The following is a 19,097-nucleotide window of genomic DNA, read 5'->3' as shown; positions in this document are numbered from 1 at the left end:
GGAGCTGCATGTCCATCTTCAGGTGCCGTGGCTGTCTTCAGGGGCAATGCGCATCGGCAGGCAAACAGATCAGATTGGGGCGGGTGTCCCGCGCAGCAAGGGGGCAGGAGACGCGACGGGGTGGGATGCCCGGCGATGTCGGGCGCCGCCATGCCCATCGAGAGATGCCAGGCGAGCGATGCCCGTGGAGAGATGCCAGTGGAGAGATACCCGTGGGAGATACCTGTGGGAGATACCTGTGGAGAGAAGGAAAGGCCAGCAAGACGATCGGAAAAAAGCCCACGGCCCGACGATGCCTCCCCTGGGGGATGGTGTCATCGGGCCGTGGGCTTTCCCGTCAGCGAATCACTTCGCTGTCGCCTGCGTGGCTCAATCCGACAGCGGCCGAGCCTCGAGAGCATAGTCGTCGAGCAATTGATGGCGCATGGCCAGATGCGTCATCTCGACGTCACTGGTCACGCCCAGCTTCTCGAAGATGCGATAGCGATAGGTATTGACGGTCTTGGGGCTCAGGTGAAGGCGGTCGGAGATCTCGTTGACGCGATGACAGTTGACGATCATCAGCGCCACCTGCATCTCGCGGGTCGAGAGTTGCTCGAAGGGATTGCTGCATCCGGTGTCCATGCCCGAGAACACCAGGCGTTGCGCGATCTCCGGGGTCAGGTAGCGTTCGCCACCGGCGACTCGGCGAATGGCGCGAATCATTTCATCGAAGGGCGTGCCCTTGGAGATGAAACCGAAGGCCCCTGCTTCCAGCAGGCGTTTGGCGAAGGATTCCTCGAGATAGGCGGTCAGGACGATCACGCGAACTTCCGGCAGGCTGCGAACGATCTTGCGCGTGGCTTCAAGTCCATCGACGCCGGGCATGCGAATGTCCATCAGCACGATATCCGGACTGTGCTCACGGCAGAGTTTGATCGCGGTTTCGCCATCCGAGGCTTCTGCAATCACCTTGAGCCCATCCTCTAGCTCAATGGTACGGACGATGCTGGTACGCACCAGGTGGTGGTCATCAGCGACAAGAACCTTGATCAAGGCGGCTCCAGTAAAGATGTCATCAGGCGTGTTAGTTAGTATGGCTTTCAATGTACCCATTGGCCATGGGCTTGTCGATGCCACTGTCATCCCGTGCGTCGCATGCAAGATGACCACCCTTCATCAGCGTGCTTCGTGACGGTGAACGCGGGAAATCGCTGCAAAAATAAGGGGTTGACGGCTTGTCATGTGGTCTGTACTATTCGCTGCATCGTGAGCACGGGGCCTTAGCTCAGCTGGGAGAGCGCAACACTGGCAGTGTTGAGGTCAGCGGTTCGATCCCGCTAGGCTCCACCATGTCACGAGATGCCAGCATACCGGCATGCAGGGTCAACTCTGCGAAGTATGGCGCGCGACTTGAGCGCGCAGTGGGGCCTTAGCTCAGCTGGGAGAGCGCAACACTGGCAGTGTTGAGGTCAGCGGTTCGATCCCGCTAGGCTCCACCAGAATATTGAAAAAGCGGCCATCCTTCGGGGTGGCCGCTTTTTTTGGTTCATTGCCTCTTGCCCTTCACAGGGCCATCCCCGCCGTCGGCCGCCTGCGGTAACGCAGGCATCAGCAGCGCTCGCCCGAGCCATTCGCCGTGTCAGTGCCACGGCGAATGGCGGTCAAGCATTCACATTCCCGCGTCGCTGTCTTCCAGTCGTTCGAACAGGATCAGGTGATCGGCCTGAATGCGCAGACTGACGTCTTCCCCGGGGTGATAGTCATGGTGGCTGTTGAAGGCCGCCTCGACCTCACGACCTGACGGCAAGGCCAGGCGATACAGGGTGCTGGTACCGGCGAAGGTCGCGCTGAGCACGCGCGCCTTGAGATCACTGGTTTCCGCCTCTCCTTCAGCCAGTACCAGATCATCCGGACGCAGCAGCACGTCCACCGGTGTCCCGGCTTCATACGGATAGGCACGGTTGCCGCGGATCACCCCGAGTTCGGTGGAGACGCTTTCGTTGTCCGCCAGCGTGCCGGGGATGAAGTAGCCCTGACCGATGAAGTTGGCGACGAAGCGCGTGGCCGGCTCGTGATACAGATTGAACGGCGTATCCCATTGCTGCAAATGCCCGGCATGGATGACGCCGATCTGGTCCGCCATCGCGAAGGCTTCATTCTGATCATGGGTGACCAGTACCGCGCTGATGCCGAGGTGCTTGAGAATCCGGCGCACCTCCTGGCTCAGCTGGCGGCGCAGCTCCACGTCCAGATTCGAGAACGGCTCGTCGAGCAGCAGGATGCGTGGCTCCGGCGCCAGCGCGCGTGCCAGGGCCACGCGCTGCTGCTGTCCGCCCGAGAGTTCATGCGGAAAACGCTCGCCCAGATGCCCCAGACCGACCAGCGTCAGCAGTTCCGCCACCTTGGCATTGCGCTCGGCCTTCGGCATGCGGCGTACGCCGAACGCCACGTTGTCCGCCACGCTCAGGTGCGGAAACAGGGCGTAATCCTGAAAGACCATGCCGACGTGCCGCTCTTCCGGCGCCGTCAGCTGGGTGGCGCTGGAGAGCACTTCTCCTTCGAGGCGAATCTCGCCGACCGCCACCGGTTCAAAGCCGGCGATCGCGCGCAGCAGGGTCGTCTTGCCACAGCCGGACGGGCCGAGCAGGCAGGCGATATCCCCCTTGTTGAGAGAGAAATTGATGTCACGGGTCACCACGGTGGTGTCGTAGCGACATTCCAGAGAATCAATCTGCAGGAGCGGTTGCATGATGGCGGGTCGGTCCAGAAAACGAGAAGGGCAGCGAGTGGAACAGCCGGCGAGGGCATCAGGGGCGGGCGCTGAGCTCACGCGCCCGCCTGTCTGTGCATACGATGTCGCCGCCGGCATGGATGCAGGCGGCGACAGGCAGGGCTGATTCAGTCCTGACGACCCAGCATCAGGAATTCGAGCAATGCCTTCTGGGCGTGCAGACGGTTGCCGGCTTCCTGCCAGACGACGGCGCGCGGGTCATCCAGCAGTCCCATGCTGATCTCTTCGCCGCGGTGTGCCGGCAGGCAGTGCAGGAAGATGACGTCATCGGCGGCCTTGTCGAGCATGGCTTCATCGACCTGGTAGCCGGCGAAGTCGGCTTCGCGCTTGAGCTGCTCCTCTTCCTGGCCCATGGAGGCCCAGACATCGGTGGTCACCAGATCCGCGCCCTGGACGGCTTCCTGCGGGTCGCGGTGGATGCTGACGCGCTGACCGGCTGCCGCGACGATCTCGCTGTCCGGCTCGTAGCCTTCCGGGCAGCAGATGCGCAGGATGAAGTCGAACTGGCGTGCGGCATTGATCCAGGAATGGCACATGTTGTTGCCATCGCCGATCCAGACCGCTGTCTTGCCCTTCACGGAGCCACGGCACTCGGTCCAGGTCATCACGTCAGCCAGCAGCTGGCACGGATGGTAGTCATCGGTGAGTGCATTGATGACCGGCACGCTGGAGGCATCGGCGAAGGCTTCGATATCGGAGTGCGCGAAGGTGCGGATCATCACGCCATCCACCATCTCGGAGAGCACGCGCGCGGTGTCACCGATCGGCTCGCCACGGCCCAGCTGGGTATCGCGCGGCGACAGGAACAGGGCATGGCCGCCGAACTGGGCCATCGCCGTCTCGAAGGACACACGGGTGCGCGTGGAGGACTTCTCGAAGATCATCGCCAGGGTACGGTTGGCGAACGGCGTGTAGACCGGACCTTCCTTCTTCAAGCCATCCTTGATGGTGATGGCGCGCTGAATCAGGTAATCGAGTTCTTCCGGAGAAAGGTCAAGCAGAGTCAGAAAGTGCCGGGTGGCCATCGAGCGGGCTCCTGTCAGGGTCTCGGGCAGCACCATCGAAAAGGGCGCCATGCGTCGGAGGGAAGGAAGTCGCCGACGATCACGGCGCCCGATTGGCGCTGCCTGTCAAAAGAGCCATCCTAGCCAGCTGAGCGGGCGGGCGCAACGCCGAGGCGTCTCGCGAGGCATCGAGAGCCCTTGCCTCGCCCCGCGCGTGCGCCGGTCAGCCTGCCGACAGCGACATCGCCGGCCTGCCCTGCAGACACCAATCTCGCCCTGGGGCAATATCGGGGGCTGAATTCGTGGCTCACCCTCAGTAGAATGAGGGAATGACACTCACGGGCCTTGCGCCCACCGTCCGAGGATTGCACATGAGCACCACCATCGAATCGATCGAGAAGCAGATTGGCGAGAACCCCATCCTGCTGTACATGAAGGGCACGCCGCAGCTGCCGCAGTGCGGTTTCTCCGCCCAGACCGTCCAGGCCGTGATGGCGTGCGGCGAGCGTTTCGCCTTCGTCAACATCCTGGACAACCCGGACATCCGTGCGGAGCTGCCGAAGTACGCCAACTGGCCGACCTTCCCGCAGCTGTGGATCAACGGCGAGCTGGTCGGCGGCTGCGACATCGTGGTCGAGATGTACCAGAACGGCGAGCTGGAGCCGATGATCAAGCAGGCCGCTCAGGAAGCGGCTGCCGAGTGATCGGTCTCCCCGGGTCAGACATGTTCTGATCTGAGCGGAGCCTGTCAGACAAAACGCCCCCGCAGCCAGGCTGCGGGGGCGTTTTCGTGTGGCGATTTCACAGGAGTGTCTTGCGCGGCCGGGCCGGGCAAGCCCCTGGCTGTCAGGTGGCAGGCGTCTCGAGCGAGGCGGGCACCTCGTCGTTCATGCCCTGTTCCTTCATCGCCAGATCCCAGCCGCCCAGATCCTTGAAGCGATTGACCATCGCGCAGAACAGCTCCGCGGTGCGCTCGGTGTCATAGCGCGCCGAGTGGGCGGAGGCGTTGTCGAACTCGATGCCGGCGGCGCGGCAGGCGCGGGCCAGTACCGTCTGGCCGTAGACCAGACCTGCAAGCGAGGCGGTATCGAAGCACGAGAACGGGTGGAACGGATTGCGCTTGATACCGCAACGCTCCACCGCCGCGTTCAGGAAGCCCTGATCGAAGGCCGCGTTGTGACCGACCAGCACCGCACGTGTGCAGCCGTGTGCCTTGATGGCCTTGCGTATCGGGCTGAAGATTTCGCCCAGTGCCTGATTCTCGGCCACGGCCACCTGCTTGCGTACCGGGTTGTCCAGATCGATCCCGGTGAAGTCCAGTGCCGACTGCTCGATATTGGCCCCTTCAAAGGGCGCCACGTGAAAGGCGTAGGTGGCATCCGGCACCATGTTGCCGTCGTCATCCATGGTCAGCGTGACGGCAGCGATCTCGAGCAGTGCATCTCCGGCGGCATTGAATCCACCTGTCTCGAGGTCCACCACCACTGGCAGGAAGCCACGGAAGCGTTGTGCCATCAGCGTGCGCTCGCTCGCCTGGGTCATCAAGATCTCCAATCCCGTCATTGCGTCTCGTGCTGCGCCGTGCGTCTCGCCGGCGCTCAAGGAGAGCAATTGTAGCAGGGCGATACGGACACGTCGCGGCGCAGGCGTCAGGGCGGCCCCGGCAGGGGGACGCCAGGTCCCGTTCTGCCCATGACAGCGCCTGTCAGCAGTATCGGTGAGGTGCCAGCCTCGCTATAATCGGCCCCACATCGTGATTCGAGTGGCAACGGGCGGCCACCTGCTGGGCAGGCCTTCCTCGCGACCGTACGATCCATCCCCACCTGCGTCCCCGTCCTCGGGCGGTGGCATCGCGGGAACTACAAGCATCAACTCAGGAGTCAAGCATGTCCGACGTGCAAAAGGTCGTTCTCGCCTACTCCGGCGGCCTGGACACTTCAGTCATCGTCAAGTGGCTGCAGGAAACCTACAACTGTGAAGTCGTGACCTTCACCGCTGACCTCGGTCAGGGCGAGGAAGTCGAGCCGGCGCGTGCCAAGGCGGAAGCCCTCGGCGTGAAGGAGATCTACATCGAGGATCTGCGCGAGACCTTCGTCCGCGATTACGTCTTCCCGATGTTCCGTGCCAACGCCATCTACGAAGGCGAGTACCTGCTGGGCACCTCCATCGCACGTCCGCTGATCGCGCGTCGCCTGGTCGAGATCGCCAACGAGACCGGCGCTGACGCCATCTCCCACGGTGCGACCGGCAAGGGCAACGACCAGGTGCGTTTCGAGCTGGGCGCCTACGCGCTGAAGCCGGGCATCCAGGTCATCGCGCCGTGGCGTGAGTGGGACCTGAACTCCCGCGAGAAGTTGATGGAATACTGCGAGCAGCACGGTATCGAAGTCGACTACGCCAAGAACAAGAAGAAGTCTCCGTACTCCATGGACGCGAACCTTCTGCACATCTCCTATGAAGGTGGCGTGCTGGAAGACCCGTGGACCGAGTGCGAAGAAGAGATGTGGCGCTGGAGCGTCAGCCCGGAGCAGGCGCCGAACGAGGCGACCTACATCGACCTGACCTACACCAAGGGCGACATCACTGCCATCGATGGCAAGGAAATGGCCGCTCACGAAGTGCTCGAGTACCTGAACAAGGTCGGCGGCGCCAACGGCATCGGCCGTCTCGACATCGTCGAGAACCGTTATGTCGGCATGAAGTCCCGTGGCTGCTACGAAACACCGGGCGGCACCATCATGATGCGTGCTCACCGTGCCATCGAATCCATCACCCTGGACCGCGAAGCGGCTCACCTGAAGGACGAGATGATGCCCAAGTACGCTGAGCTGGTGTACAACGGCTACTGGTGGAGCCCGGAGCGTCGCATGCTGCAGGCGGCCATCGATGAGTCCCAGAAGGTCGTCAACGGCGTCGTGCGTCTCAAGCTCTACAAGGGCAACGTCATCGTCGTGGGTCGTCAGTCCGAGGATTCACTGTTCGACGCCTCCATCGCGACCTTCGAGGACGATGCAGGCGCCTACGACCAGAAGGACGCTGCCGGCTTCATCAAGCTGAACTCCCTGCGCCTGCGTATCGCGGCCAGCAAGGGACGTGGCATCGAGTAAGGCATTACCGGATGCGCATGCTGAGAGATCGCCTGCCCATCTGACCTGATGACGATGTCTGTCGGGTCATCAAGACGCCGGCCCTGGTGGCAGTCCCCGGACTGCTGACGGGGCCGGCGTTCTGCCATCTGTGCCATGCAAGCCGCGCCATGCAAGCGGCCAGCGCGACGCCCGTACGCGTGCCCCGGATGACATGCGGCTTAGTGTCTGGTGGGAAGGTCGCATTTCCCCCGGCACGGGGGCGTGGCATGCTGAGGGTCTCATCATAAACTCTCATTTCTTTCACTTTTTCCAGGTGAATGCCGGTGACACTAGAGGCCGGCCACCGAAGGATCCTTCAACATGCTGGGAATGCTCAAGAAACTGTTTTCCGCAGGCGAGCCTGCGCCGGTCAAGGAACCGGAGGCCGTCGAATACAATGGTTACCTCATCGTCGCCATGCCACAGAAGCACGAAGGGCAGTACCGGGTCTCCGGCGTGATTCGCAAGCCACTGGAAGGGGGCGAGACGCTGGAGCATCGCTTCGAGCGCTCCGACACCGTGCCGGGAGAAGACGGCGCCGTGGAGCTGACCGTGCTCAAGGCGAAACGCACCATCGATGATCTGGGCGACACGATCTTCGAACGCTGAGCCGACGTGATGGGTACCCAGCGGGTATCCTCGTCGAACTCGGCATCGAAGCCTGCGTTCAGGAAGCACGATTCAGGGAGACGACATGATCACGGTGCACCATCTGGAAAACTCACGCTCGCAGCGCATTCTGTGGCTGTTGGAAGAGCTGAATCTGGAATACCGCCTGGAAATCCATGCCCGTGACGCCGGGAGCATGCGTGCGCCCCGGGCACTCAAGGACATCCACCCGCTGGGCAAGGCGCCGGTGATCACCGACACCACGCTGTCCGGTGACACGGGAGCGCCTGTCGTGGTCGCGGAGTCCGGTGCCATCATCGAATACCTCATCGATGTCTATGGCTCGCAGGGCAGTGGGGAGAGTGCCCACCTCAGGCCAGCCCCCGGGACTCAGGCCGAGCGCGATTACCGTTTCTGGCTGCACTTCGCCGAAGGCTCCGCCATGTTGCCGCTGATGCTCAGGCTGGTGTTCTCGCGTCTCGACAAGCCACCGGTGCCGTGGTTGATCCGTCCGATCGCCCGCCTGCTGGCCAAGGGAGTCAATGACAAGTTCATCAGCCCGGAAATCAAGGCGCACCTCACCTACATGGATACCTGCCTCGAACGTCGCCCCTGGCTTGCCGGTGACGCCCTGACCGGTGCCGATATCCAGATGAGCTTCCCGATCCAGGCGCTCGATACGCGTCAGGGGCTCAAGAATCATCCGAACATCCAGGACTGGCTGGCGCGCATCCGGGCGCGCGCCGCCTTCCAGCGCGCCGTGGACAAGGGTGGCGAACTGGCCCTCTGATCCCCGAGCGACCGGAGCGACACGTCGCCCCTGCACCCCCTGCGCAGACAGGGCATGTGAACAGGGCATGTGAACAGGGCGTGTGGACCGGGCGTGTGAACAGGGCATGCAGACCGGCATGCAGGCAGCAAAGGCCGAGGTGGTGCGACATCGGGATGTCGCCTGGGCCATCACGCGGGGGATAGGGAATGTGATTCCCCCGCGAGGCTATCCGGGTGGGTGACGGGTAGCGGGACAGGGAGTCAACCGGGGACGAGGGAATGACACGCAAGAGTCTACGTGAGCAGTCGCTTGAGGCCACGATCCAGCAGATGGAGCGCGACAAGGCACGTCTGGAGCGCCGTGTCGCGAGTCTGGAGGAGAAGTTGTCGTCGACCCTCGACGGCACGGGCCTGCGTCTCTGGCAGCTGGAAGTTCCCACCGGCAAGCTCACCATCTTCAACTATCGCTGGGGGCGCATGCTGGGTTATCAGCCCGGCGAGTTGAACGCTCACTTCGATGTCTGGCGAGATCACCTCCACCCGGAAGACCGCGACGAGGTGCTCGCCAATCTCGAGGACCATCTCGCCGGGCGCACCGAAGTCTATCAGGTGGTGCATCGCATGCTGGCCCGAGACGGCAGCATCACCTGGGTCGCGGACAGGGGGCGAGTCGTCGAACGTGACGCGAATGGCAAGGCGCTGCGGCTGCTGGGCACCCATACCGACATCAGCCACGAGAAGGATTACGAGACTCGCCTCAATGCCCTGGCCAGCACCGATGCACTGACGGGGCTTTCCAATCGCCAGGCCATCAATGGCTGGTTCAAGCGCCAGCTGGCGGACGACAGTGCGCTGCTGTTCATCGACGTGGATGGCTTCAAGCAGGTCAATGATGCGCTGGGACATCGTGCTGGCGATGAAGTGCTGGTATTGCTCGCCCACGGTCTCAATGAAGAGCTGCATCATCTGGGCGTCCATCACCACCTGGCCGCGCGCTTCGGTGGGGATGAGTTCCTGTTCCAGCTGCCGCGCATGACACCGGCGCGTATCGAGATGATCGTGCGGCGCTGGCTGGCACGCTTCGGCCAGCCCCTCGAGATCAGCACGGGACAGGCCAGCATCGGCCTGAGCATCGGGGTCTGCTTCGGCCGAGACGCCAACGGCAACTTCGCGACCGCACTGGAATATGCCGATCAGGCGATGTATCGCGTCAAGCGCAGCGGCAAGCACGGCTACCATCTGCATGCCCCCTTGCGGCATGGCGAGGCGCCCCGCGTCAGCGCTTTGCAGGACTCTCCCTCCAGAGCGCGTCACGCCGCCGGCACCTCCCCGCAGCTGCCTCCCGAGATCCCCGTCGCCTCGCCGCTGGACACTCTGGCCCAGGCCTCCGCCGCGACACGCGCAGACAGCGCCACCCCCCTCACGCCTGCGCGTGACCCCGCCCCCCGCCCGGTCATCGACGAGTGACAGCGCGGATGGCAGGCTGACGCCGCATTGCCATGTGCTTGTGCTATCACTGCCTCTCAGAACTTCTGTCATCTCGGAGCTTCTATCAGCTCGGAGCTTCTGTCAGCTCGGTATCGCCCTGTCGTCTCTGTCTGCCTCGGGACTGATCGTCATGTCGGATGGCAATCCCGCATGGGCAATGGTTGACTGACACTGGCAGAGAGATGACAGGCGTCATGTCACCAGCAGGGCGAGGGTCCTCAAGGAGTGAAGGATGAGTCACAACGAGACAGGCCGACAGTGCGTCAATCAGTTCTTCCATCAGTCGGGCGATATCATCGGCGCGGCGCTTTCCGGCAGTGCCCAGTTGCAGCACCCCGATGGCAGCGGCCTGCGTCTGTCCGCGCCGGACAGCGGCATGCGCCTGGTGGTGCGCGATGACTGGCAGCGCGATCAGGTCGCGCTGATTTCCGGCGGCGGTTCCGGGCATGAGCCCGCGCATGCCGGCTTCGTCGGGGCCGGCATGCTCACCGCGGCGGTATGTGGTGAGCTGTTCGCCTCGCCGACGGTGGAGGCGGTGCTCGCGGCGCTCAGAGAGGTGACCGGTGACGCGGGGGCCCTGTTGATCGTCAAGAACTACACCGGAGACCGCCTCAATTTCGGTCTGGCGGCCGAACGGGCACGTCAGGAAGGACTCAAGGTCGAGATGGTCATCGTTGCCGATGATGTGGCGCTGCCTGACAACCCACAGCCGCGCGGGCTGGCTGGCACCTTGCTGGTCCACAAGATCGCCGGGGCACTGGCGGCAGGCGGCGCGGATCTCGAGGAGGTCACCGCCGTGGCGCGCCGGGTGGCGGACAGCTGCTCGACCCTGGGCATGGCGCTCGATGTCGGGCGTCATCCCGGCAAGCCGCGTGAGCCACGCGCGCCGGAGCTGGGGCTCGGCATTCATGGCGAGCCGGGCGCCACCACGCTGGAGTTCGGCAGCCGCGCCGGAGATTGCGACGTGCATGCCCTGATGGATCAGGTAGTGGCGGCGCTGATACAGGGGCACTCGCGCAAGGAGGCCGGGGGTGACCTGCCCGCCACCGGCCATCTGCTGATGATCAATGATCTGGGTGGCTGCTCGGCATTGGAGCGCGCGGTCCTGCTCGACGAGGCGCTGGCGCATCCGTCGCTCAAGGCGCTGGGCATTCACGCCGTGGTGGGACCCCAGCCGCTGATGACCTCACTGGACATGCACGGCTTCTCGCTGACGCTGTTGCCACTGGACGGCTTGCTGGAAGAGGCACTGGATGCCCGCTGTGCGCCGCGTGCCTGGCCCGGTGTTCAGCGGGTGGTGCCGCTGGCGCATTTCACGCCTCGTCTGGAGGGGGGGCGCGCTGTTCAAGACGCCTCCACGCTTGCCGAGCGCGCCCGAGCCAAGGCCGATTGCCAGGCGCGTGCTGCCCGGGAAGGCCGGGCGAGGGTAGCGCTGCCGGGCGACCCTCAGGTCGAGCAGCGGCTGCGTGCTGTGCTGGAAGTCCTGCTGGCCAGTGAGGTGGATCTCGATCGTCTCGATGCCATCAGCGGGGACGGGGATACCGGCACCACCTTTGCCGGCGGTGCCCGTGCCGTGTTGGAAGCGCTGGAGGACTGTGAGCTGGCCTGTGGTGACAGTGGCGAGCTGATGACCTCCATCGGCAAGCAGCTGGCCTACGGCATGGGCGGTTCCAGTGGCGTGCTGCTCTCGACCCTGTTCACCGCGGCGGCGACGCGGTGGAAGACGCAAGCCAGCGAGGCAGACGCCCGTGCACCTGCCTCGCTGGGGCAGCGCTGGCATGAGGCGCTCGATCACGGCGTGGGGCGGATGCAGCATTACGGCGGCGCCGTGCGCGGGGACCGCAGCCTGCTGGATGCGCTGTTGCCGGCGTTGGACGCACTGCAGGCGTCGGTGCAGGGTGAGCAGCAGGCGTCGATGCAGAGCGAGCGCATCGACTGGGCCGCGATGGCACGCGCCGCCCGCCAGGGAGCGGATGCCACCGCCGAGATGACCAAGGCACGCGCCGGACGCTCCGCTTACGTGCCTTCCTCCCATCTGGTCGGCCACAACGACCCGGGCGCGGAAGCCGTGGCGCGTGTCTTTGAAGCGCTGGCGGACGCCGCCGAGGAAGCGGCGGGCTGATTCGATTGACCCGAATGACCCGCGTCTGAGCTCCCCAGATCCACAAAGCACTAAAACCAAAAGGCCCGCCCATGAACCTCACGTTCAGGGGCGGGCCTTCTGGCATTGCGCGGAAGCCGTCAGACGACGTTCTGGCGAGTCGGCAGGCGAATCAGACGCGTGGCGATGGCGGTGCCCAGCAGGGTGATGCCCATGCCGGTGAGGATGCGCGCATCGATCACTTCATCGAGCAACATGTTGCCCCACAGCAAGGCGCTGACCGGCACCAGAAAGGTGACGGAAGTGGTCGCGGTGGCGCCGGCGCTGGCCAGCAGGCGGAAGAAGATCAGGAAGGCGAGGCTGGTGCTGAGTACCGCCAGCGCGATGGCGCTGCCCCAGGCCTCCGGGCTGACGCTGGCCTGCGGCCACATCCACAGGCCCGGGATCAGCAACAGCAGGGACGACATCAGCGAGCTGCCCGCGGCCAGCACCGGTGAGGGCAGGTGACTCAGACGCTGGCGCGAGAAATTGGAGGCGAAGCCGTAGCAGAAGGTCGCCCCCAGGGCGGCGAGGATGAACCAGCCATCGCCGCCGAGCTGGAAATCGAGGCGGTCACTCGACAGCACATAGACCCCGCTGAAGGCCACGGCCAGTCCCAGATACTGTTGCTTCTGGATCGGCGTGGCGAACAGCGCCATGCCCAGCAGCGCGGTGAACAGTGGCGTGGTGGCGTTGATCAGCGAGGTAAAGCCGGCCTCCAGCTGGGTGGTGGCCAGCGCCAGCAGGCAGAAGGGCAGTGCCTGACTGGTCAGGCCCAGCACCGCAAGCGAGCCCTTGTGTTCCCACAGCATCTTCAGGCGGCCCGCGCCCAGCAGCAGCGGGGCCAGCACCAGCGCGCCGATGCCCATGCGCAGCAGAATCAATGTGGTCGGGCCGAATTCCGGCGCGGCCACGCGCATGAAGATGAAAGACATGCCCCACAGGGTGGACAGCAGGACAAGACGCAAGGCATCGCTGGCGGACATGGTGTTCTCGACGTGGCGTGTGGAAGGCAGTCCGCTAGGCTAGCCCCTCACGCGCATCACGGGAAGCACGACCTTGTATCTGTCGCTGTCCAGCTTCTGCCCAGCTTCAGCCTAGCCCCAGCCAGCATCAGCCCAAGCCCAGCCCGCTGGCCTCAGGAGGACGGAATCGCCCCACGCTGGATGGCGGCGATGTCCCGGGCGGCGCGTTCCAGTGCCGGCAGATGCTTGAGCATGTCCTCGCGCGACTGACGCATCACCGGCGCCTGGATCGCCACGCCGATGTTGGAGGGCCCATCGGGATTGGGCGCCAGCACCGCGATGCACACCAGCCCGGGCAGGAATTCCTCATCATCCAGTGCATAGCCTTGCCGGCGGACCTGCTCGATCTCGGCCTCGACGGAGTCGATGTCGGTCAGGGTATTGCGTGTCATCGCGTTCAGCGGTGTGCCCTTGAGCAGGCGGCGGCGCTGGGCGGGCGGCATCTGGGCCAGAAACAGCTTGCCGCTGGCAGAGCAATGCACCGGCACCCGTGAACCGGGATGCAGATAGAAGCGCAGCGGCGCCTGGGTCTCGACGCGATCCAGATACAGCACCTCGCTGCCCGACAGCGCGGTGATGTTGCAGCTTTCCCCCACCTCTTCCATCAGCCGGCTGAGCACGCCGTGGCGCGCGCCCTGCACGGTATCGTTGAGCAGCAGATTTTCCGCCAGACGGCGCAGCCGGCTGCCCTTGCTGTAATGGCGGTTGTCCGCCTCGCGCTGCAGCATGCCGCTGCCTTCCAGCTGCTGAAGCATGCGATGCAGCGTCGGCTTGGGCAGGCCGGTCTCTTCCACCAGTCCCTGCAGCGTGAAGAACTGATCCTTGGCGGCGATCACTTCCAGCAGCGCCAGCAGACGCTGGGCGGGCGTATCGCCTTCTATCTTGCTGCCTTCCTTGCCGGTGTCCTTGTCAGCGTCCTTGCTGGCACGCGGCAGGCTTGCCTGGGGCTGGGTGGCACTGTTCATGGGCTGTTCCCTCCTTCAATCCGTGCGCTGGGCAGTGTGGCGCCGAAACGCTCGGCCCGTCAGTGCCTTGCGTTGCTGTGCCTACTTTAACAGTACTCCATAGGACGGAAGAAGTTTCTAAAAAAGACACGTTTTCTATCGTTTTATGAAATCTAGCTTGACGAGCGCCATGGTGAGGGCTAATTTTGGTCACATGTTTCGTTAATCGGAACTAAATGTACCAATAAACATAAAATTGATAGTTGGAGACGCCATGAGCACTCAAGACAGCGCAGACAACCGCAAGGTCGTGCAGGGCAAGCAGAAGATGACGCCCTCCGAGGCTTTCGTGGAAACCATGGTCGCCAATGGCGTCACCGACATGTTCGGCATCATGGGTTCCGCCTTCATGGATGCGATGGACATCTTCGCGCCGGCCGGCATCCGTCTGATCCCGGTGGTGCATGAGCAGGGCGCCGCTCACATGGCCGACGGCTATGCGCGTGTCTCCGGTCGTCATGGCATGGTCATCGGCCAGAACGGCCCGGGCATCTCCAACTGCGTCACCGGCATCGCGGCCGCTTACTGGGCGCACAGCCCGGTAGTCATCGTCACCCCGGAAGCCGGCACCACCGGCATCGGCCTGGGCGGCTTCCAGGAATGCAAGCAGCTGCCGATGTTCCAGGAATTCACCAAGTACCAGGGCCACGTCACCCACCCGTCGCGCATGGCGGAATACACCGGTCGCTGCTTCGACCGCGCCATGTCCGAGATGGGCCCGACCCAGCTCAACATTCCGCGTGACTACTTCTACGGCGAGATCGAGTGCGAGATTCCCAAGCCGGCACGCGTGGACCGTGGCCCGGGTGGCAGCAAGAGTCTGGATGAGGCAGCCGAGCTGCTGGCCAGCGCCAGGTTCCCGGTCATCGTCTCCGGTGGCGGTGTGGTGATGGCGGATGGCGTCGAGGAGTGCAAGGCACTGGCAGAGCGTCTCGGCGCGCCGGTGGTCAACAGCTACCAGCACAACGATTCCTTCCCGGCCAGCCACCCGCTGTGGTGTGGTCCGCTCGGCTATCAGGGCTCCAAGGCGGGCATGAAGCTGATCTCCCAGGCCGATGTCGTCATCGCGCTGGGCACGCGTCTCGGGCCGTTCGGTACCCTGCCGCAGCATGGCATGGACTACTGGCCGAAGGACGCGAAGATCATCCAGATCGACGCCGACCACAAGATGCTGGGCCTGGTGAAGAAGATCTCCGTCGGCATCTGCGGTGACGCGCGTGAAGCGGCCATCGCCCTGACCGAGCGCCTGTCCGGTCGCAATCTCGAATGCGATGCCACCAAGGATTCGCGCCTCAGCACCATCCGCGAAGAGAAGGCCGCCTGGGAAGCCGAGCTTGACGAGTGGACCCACGAGAAGGACGCCTTCAGCCTCGACGCCATCGACGAGGCCAAGGACGAGAAGCCGTTCTCCGGCGGCGAATACCTGCACCCGCGTCAGGTCCTGCGCGAGCTGGAAAAGGCGATGCCGGAAGATGTCATGGTCTCCACCGACATCGGCAACATCAATTCCGTGGCCCACAGCTACCTGCGCTTCGACAAGCCGCGCAGCTTCTTCGCCCCGATGAGCTTCGGCAACTGCGGCTACGCTCTGCCGACCATCATGGGTGCCAAGACCGCCGCGCCGGAACGTCCGGCCATCGCCTACGCCGGTGACGGCGCCTGGGGCATGAGCCTGATGGAAATCATGACCGCCGTGCGTCACGACATTCCGGTCACCGCCGTCGTCTTCCACAACCGTCAGTGGGGCGCCGAGAAGAAGAACCAGGTCGAGTTCTACAACCGTCGCTTCGTCGCCGGTGAGCTGGACAATCAGAGCTTCGCCGAGATCGCACGCTCCATGGGGGCCGAAGGCATCACCGTCGACCGTCTCGAAGACGTGGGCCCGGCGCTCAAGAAGGCCATCGACATGCAGATGAACGAAGGCAAGACCTGCGTCATCGAGGTGATGTGTACCCGCGAACTGGGCGACCCGTTCCGCCGCGACGCCCTCAAGAAGCCGGTGCGTCTGCTCGAGAAGTATCAGGATTACGTGTAACGCCCGGCCCTTGCGCGCCTGAGTGGACAGGCGCGCAAGCGAACATGGCGCAACACGCAAGCTAGACGGAACCTCTCCCTTGCCCCGGCCATTTCTGATGTCCGGGGCTTTTTGGATGTGTCGGCTGCCTGCAGGGGCAGCGAGGAGACAGACATGAAGGCACTCAATAACATTCTGGCGCGGGCCAAGGCTGACCCGCGCCGTATCGTGCTCTGCGAAGGGCAGGACATGCGGGTGGTGCAGGCGGCGGTGAGCGCGGCGGAGCAGGGCCTGGCGCAGGTGATACTGGTGGGCGACCCGACCGTCATCGCCGCCACTGCCAGAGAAGCCGGGCTCGAGGATGGCTCGCTGGGAAGCTGTGAGCTGATCGACCCCGCCATCTCCGAGCACACCGCCAGGCTTGCCGAGGCGCTGCACGCGCATCGCGCGGCCAAGGGCATGACGGCGGAGCAGGCCGCCGAGAAGATTCGCGATCCGCTGACGTTCGCCAACATGCTGGTGCGCGAAGGGCTGGCGGATGGCTCGGTGGCGGGGGCGGTGAATACCACCGCCGATGTGGTGCGCAGCGCCATTCAATTGCTGGGGCTGGCGCCGGGCAGCAAGCTGGTCTCCAGCTTCTTTCTGATGATGCTGTGCAAGCCGTTCCACAACCTGAAGGGCGGGATGATCTTCTCGGACTGCGGGCTGGTGATCGACCCCGACGCGGAAGAGCTTTCGCAGATCGCGCTGGCCGCCGCCGACAGCGCCCAGGCCCTGCTCGGGGAAGACCCACGGGTGGCGATGCTGTCGTTCTCCACCAATGGCAGCGCGCATCACGCCTCGGTGGACAAGGTAGTGCAGGCCGCGCATCGCGTGCGGGCGCAACGCCCGGAGATCGCCATCGATGAAGACGTGCAGCTCGACGCCGCCATCGTGGCGGAAATCGCCGAGCGCAAGCTGCCCACTTCGCGCGTCAAAGGCACCTCCAATGTGCTGGTGTTCCCCAATCTGGAAGCCGGCAATATCGGCTACAAGCTCGCCGAACGCATCGGCGGCGCCGAAGCCATCGGCCCGCTGCTCCAGGGCCTCGCCAAACCCGCCAACGACCTCTCGCGCGGCTGCTCCACCGCCGACATCCTCAATGTCATTGCGGTCACTGTTGTTCAGGCGCAGCAGCGTACCCCGCAAGACTGAATCTTACTCTCTGTTCTTTATTAAGAAGCCATATACAGCAGGTCAGGCAGGCGAAAGCCTGCCTTTATTTTGTTTTTTAGTTTAGTTTTGGCTTATGATTATAGAGTAAATGGATTAGTCGTTTGAGATGATATTTCGAGGTGTTTATGCCATATGAATTAGAGAAAAGATTGGTGGTAGGACTATCTTCTAGTGCCTTGTTCAATTTGCAAGAGGCAGATGAGATATTTAGAGAAAAAGGTGAGCAAGAATACCGCGAGTACCAAAGAGATAACCAAGATAAAACATTGCTCCCTGGTGTTGCTTTCCCATTTGTACGTCGTTTGCTTAAGTTAAATGAGCTTAGACCCTCAGATCCTTTGGTTGAGGTTATACTGCTTTCCCGTAATGATCCAGATACTGGTTTGAGAGTCTTGAATTCTATAGGATATCATGGGTTGGGAATAACTAGAGCTGCATTCCTACAAGGGAAATCACCTTATAAGTATATACCTGCTTTCGATATTGAGCTCTTCTTGTCAGCCAATGAGCAAGATGTTAAGCAGGCAGTGTTAGCAGGTTATCCAGCTGGTAAAATTCTAGAAGGTGATATTAAAGACGATATTTTTGATAAAGAGTTGAGGATAGCATTCGATTTCGATGGAATATTGGCGGATGATGAAGCTGAAGAAGTTTATAAGCATGGCTCCATAGAAGAGTTTCATGATCATGAATCAAAGAAAGTGAATATTGCCCACAATGCCGGGCCATTAAAGGATTTTCTGCAACGTATATCAATTATTCAGAAGTTAGAGCTTGATAAGTTGGAGAGTGATCCTACGTATACTCCGGTTCTAAAAGTCTCGATCGTTACAGCTAGAAATGCTCCATCTCATAAGCGAGTAATAAACACTATGAGGGAGTGGGGGATATTAGTAAATGAAGCTTTCTTTATGGGTGGGGTGGAAAAACATAAAGTGCTAAATATACTCAAGCCGCATATCTTTTTTGATGATCAGTTGAATCACTTGGAGCCTTCGGCTTCAGTGCTTCCATCCGTACATGTTCCTTTTGGGGTCGCCAATAAAGATGATGCCTGATTTAGAGGTGGACAGTCATGGAAGTTTTTAATGAAGTAATTTCAGATTATCAAAAGCTATGTGTTAATAAGCTTGATGATGTGTTTGGGCCTCGAAATGAGAATTTTGAAGATCCAATATACGAATACTTTAGGCTACAGAATAGAATGATTGATGTTAAGCCTAGAGTTGTTAAAGAGGCAAAAGGATTCGTATGTGATTCAGGGTTCCAGATGGTATACACTGAGCTGCTGAGGTGTATAGCTGAAGGTGAAGATTTAAGACGTTTTCGAAGTCGATTGATTAAGGTTCTGTCTTATGATGACGATATGCTCTCGCATTGGGGAATACATCATTTTCATTTGGGAAGTAAGATGGAGCGTGATGGCTTTGTAAAAAGAACAGGTAAGCTAGCTTTTATATTTTTCTCTGATCAAGATGCGTTAGTGTTGGGGATTTATGACCATGCTTCATGGTGTGATGTAGATCTAATACAAGTCATTCATGACAACTGGCCGGACAGGTTGACTGAGTTTAAAATATGTGGTCAAGATAAGCCATTGACTCAAGAAAGCTACAAAACTCTTAGATCTAAAAACATGAATTCTACAGTGGTTGTTGATGATGGAACCACATATTTGTCTCCAGGTATGGGTGTCACAACCAATGGTGTGTCCATTAAGGCCTCAATTACGAGAGATGTTTTAGTTAATAGGTTGGGTGTAGGTTTTTTGAACATCAAAAATAATATAGATCAGTTGGTATCAGCTTGTGATTCTGCTAAACATTTGAGTTCGATAACAATAGGTGTATTGGAGTGTGAAGCTGATTTTTCTCCGGTATATGTGATCAAGGAAACAGGCTTTAGGTTTACACTTAGTTAAGGTTT

At 61.5% G+C, this 19,097-nt stretch carries 16 protein-coding genes and 2 tRNA genes; 12 read left to right on the top strand and 6 right to left on the bottom strand.

The features are described 5' to 3' along the window. Positions 1-369: 369 nt before the first annotated feature. On the bottom strand, positions 370-1,035 hold the full coding sequence (gene uvrY / locus BOH68_RS12970) for a UvrY/SirA/GacA family response regulator transcription factor (RefSeq protein ID WP_077374938.1): 666 nt from the start codon (positions 1,033-1,035) through the stop codon (positions 370-372). Positions 1,036-1,256: 221 nt separating this feature from the next. Between uvrY and BOH68_RS12965 the strand changes: the two genes are divergently transcribed. Further along, a tRNA-Ala gene (locus BOH68_RS12965) sits at positions 1,257-1,332 on the top strand. Between the two features lie 73 nt (positions 1,333-1,405). Continuing rightward, positions 1,406-1,481: transfer RNA gene (locus BOH68_RS12960), tRNA-Ala, on the top strand. Positions 1,482-1,651: 170 nt separating this feature from the next. Here BOH68_RS12960 and BOH68_RS12955 read toward each other — a convergent pair. Together BOH68_RS12955 and argF are read right to left on the bottom strand one after the other, a co-directional pair. Next, entirely contained in the window at positions 1,652-2,731 is a 1,080-nt protein-coding gene (locus tag BOH68_RS12955) for an ABC transporter ATP-binding protein (protein ID WP_219815783.1), read from the bottom strand. 149 nt (positions 2,732-2,880) lie between these two features. Next, the gene (gene argF, locus BOH68_RS12950; protein ID WP_077374935.1) at positions 2,881-3,798 is read right to left on the bottom strand and encodes an ornithine carbamoyltransferase; all 918 of its coding nucleotides are present in this window, start codon (positions 3,796-3,798) and stop codon (positions 2,881-2,883) included. A gap of 350 nt (positions 3,799-4,148) precedes the next feature. Here argF and grxD point away from each other — a divergent pair, with 350 nt between their 5' ends. After that, the gene (gene grxD, locus BOH68_RS12945) at positions 4,149-4,481 is read left to right on the top strand and encodes a Grx4 family monothiol glutaredoxin (protein ID WP_077374932.1); all 333 of its coding nucleotides are present in this window, start codon (positions 4,149-4,151) and stop codon (positions 4,479-4,481) included. Between the two features lie 142 nt (positions 4,482-4,623). Here the strand turns inward: grxD and rnt are convergent, their stop codons facing one another. Continuing rightward, on the bottom strand, positions 4,624-5,319 hold the full coding sequence (gene rnt, locus BOH68_RS12940) for a ribonuclease T (RefSeq protein WP_077375652.1): 696 nt from the start codon (positions 5,317-5,319) through the stop codon (positions 4,624-4,626). A 302-nt stretch (positions 5,320-5,621) separates the two neighbouring features. On the opposite strand from rnt, the gene BOH68_RS12935 reads away from it, so the two are divergent. The 5 genes from BOH68_RS12935 (at position 5,622) to BOH68_RS12915 (ending at position 11,895) form a co-directional block, all read left to right on the top strand. After that, a complete protein-coding gene (locus tag BOH68_RS12935; RefSeq protein ID WP_255303132.1) occupies positions 5,622-6,884 on the top strand; it encodes an argininosuccinate synthase in 1,263 nt (420 codons plus the stop codon). Positions 6,885-7,226: 342 nt separating this feature from the next. Further along, entirely contained in the window at positions 7,227-7,514 is a 288-nt protein-coding gene (locus BOH68_RS12930; RefSeq protein WP_307722815.1) for an HlyU family transcriptional regulator, read from the top strand. Positions 7,515-7,599: 85 nt separating this feature from the next. Continuing rightward, complete coding sequence (locus BOH68_RS12925) at positions 7,600-8,304, top strand: glutathione S-transferase (protein WP_077374926.1); 705 nt, start codon at positions 7,600-7,602, stop codon at positions 8,302-8,304. Between the two features lie 260 nt (positions 8,305-8,564). Then, positions 8,565-9,752, top strand: a complete 1,188-nt coding sequence (locus BOH68_RS12920) for a diguanylate cyclase domain-containing protein (protein WP_077374923.1) — start codon at positions 8,565-8,567, stop codon at positions 9,750-9,752. A 253-nt stretch (positions 9,753-10,005) separates the two neighbouring features. Beyond that, positions 10,006-11,895, top strand: a complete 1,890-nt coding sequence (locus BOH68_RS12915; protein WP_077374920.1) for a dihydroxyacetone kinase subunit DhaK — start codon at positions 10,006-10,008, stop codon at positions 11,893-11,895. A gap of 119 nt (positions 11,896-12,014) precedes the next feature. Here BOH68_RS12915 and BOH68_RS12910 read toward each other — a convergent pair whose 3' ends face one another. Both BOH68_RS12910 and BOH68_RS12905 read right to left on the bottom strand, forming a co-directional pair. After that, entirely contained in the window at positions 12,015-12,899 is an 885-nt protein-coding gene (locus BOH68_RS12910) for a DMT family transporter (protein WP_077374917.1), read from the bottom strand. 152 nt (positions 12,900-13,051) lie between these two features. After that, entirely contained in the window at positions 13,052-13,903 is an 852-nt protein-coding gene (locus tag BOH68_RS12905; protein WP_077374914.1) for an IclR family transcriptional regulator, read from the bottom strand. Positions 13,904-14,156: 253 nt separating this feature from the next. Here BOH68_RS12905 and xsc point away from each other — a divergent pair, with 253 nt between their 5' ends. The 4 genes from xsc to BOH68_RS12885 all read left to right on the top strand — a co-directional run bounded on the left by xsc (position 14,157) and on the right by BOH68_RS12885 (position 19,092). Beyond that, positions 14,157-15,977: a sulfoacetaldehyde acetyltransferase gene (gene xsc / locus BOH68_RS12900; RefSeq protein WP_233593319.1), complete on the top strand. Its 1,821-nt coding sequence runs from the start codon at positions 14,157-14,159 to the stop codon at positions 15,975-15,977. A gap of 153 nt (positions 15,978-16,130) precedes the next feature. Beyond that, positions 16,131-17,150 (top strand): phosphate acetyltransferase, encoded by a 1,020-nt coding sequence (gene pta, locus BOH68_RS12895; protein WP_077374911.1) that lies wholly within the window; start codon positions 16,131-16,133, stop codon positions 17,148-17,150. A gap of 146 nt (positions 17,151-17,296) precedes the next feature. Further along, the gene (locus BOH68_RS12890) at positions 17,297-18,229 is read left to right on the top strand and encodes a 5'-nucleotidase (RefSeq protein WP_077374907.1); all 933 of its coding nucleotides are present in this window, start codon (positions 17,297-17,299) and stop codon (positions 18,227-18,229) included. Positions 18,230-18,246: 17 nt separating this feature from the next. After that, positions 18,247-19,092, top strand: a complete 846-nt coding sequence (locus tag BOH68_RS12885) for a hypothetical protein (RefSeq protein ID WP_139345448.1) — start codon at positions 18,247-18,249, stop codon at positions 19,090-19,092. The last annotated feature ends 5 nt before the right edge of the window (positions 19,093-19,097 follow it).

It is taken from the genome of Cobetia sp. MM1IDA2H-1 (assembly GCF_002916775.2).
Taxonomy (GTDB): domain Bacteria; phylum Pseudomonadota; class Gammaproteobacteria; order Pseudomonadales; family Halomonadaceae; genus Cobetia; species Cobetia marina.
This window is presented reverse-complemented; position numbering and strand designations above follow the sequence as displayed.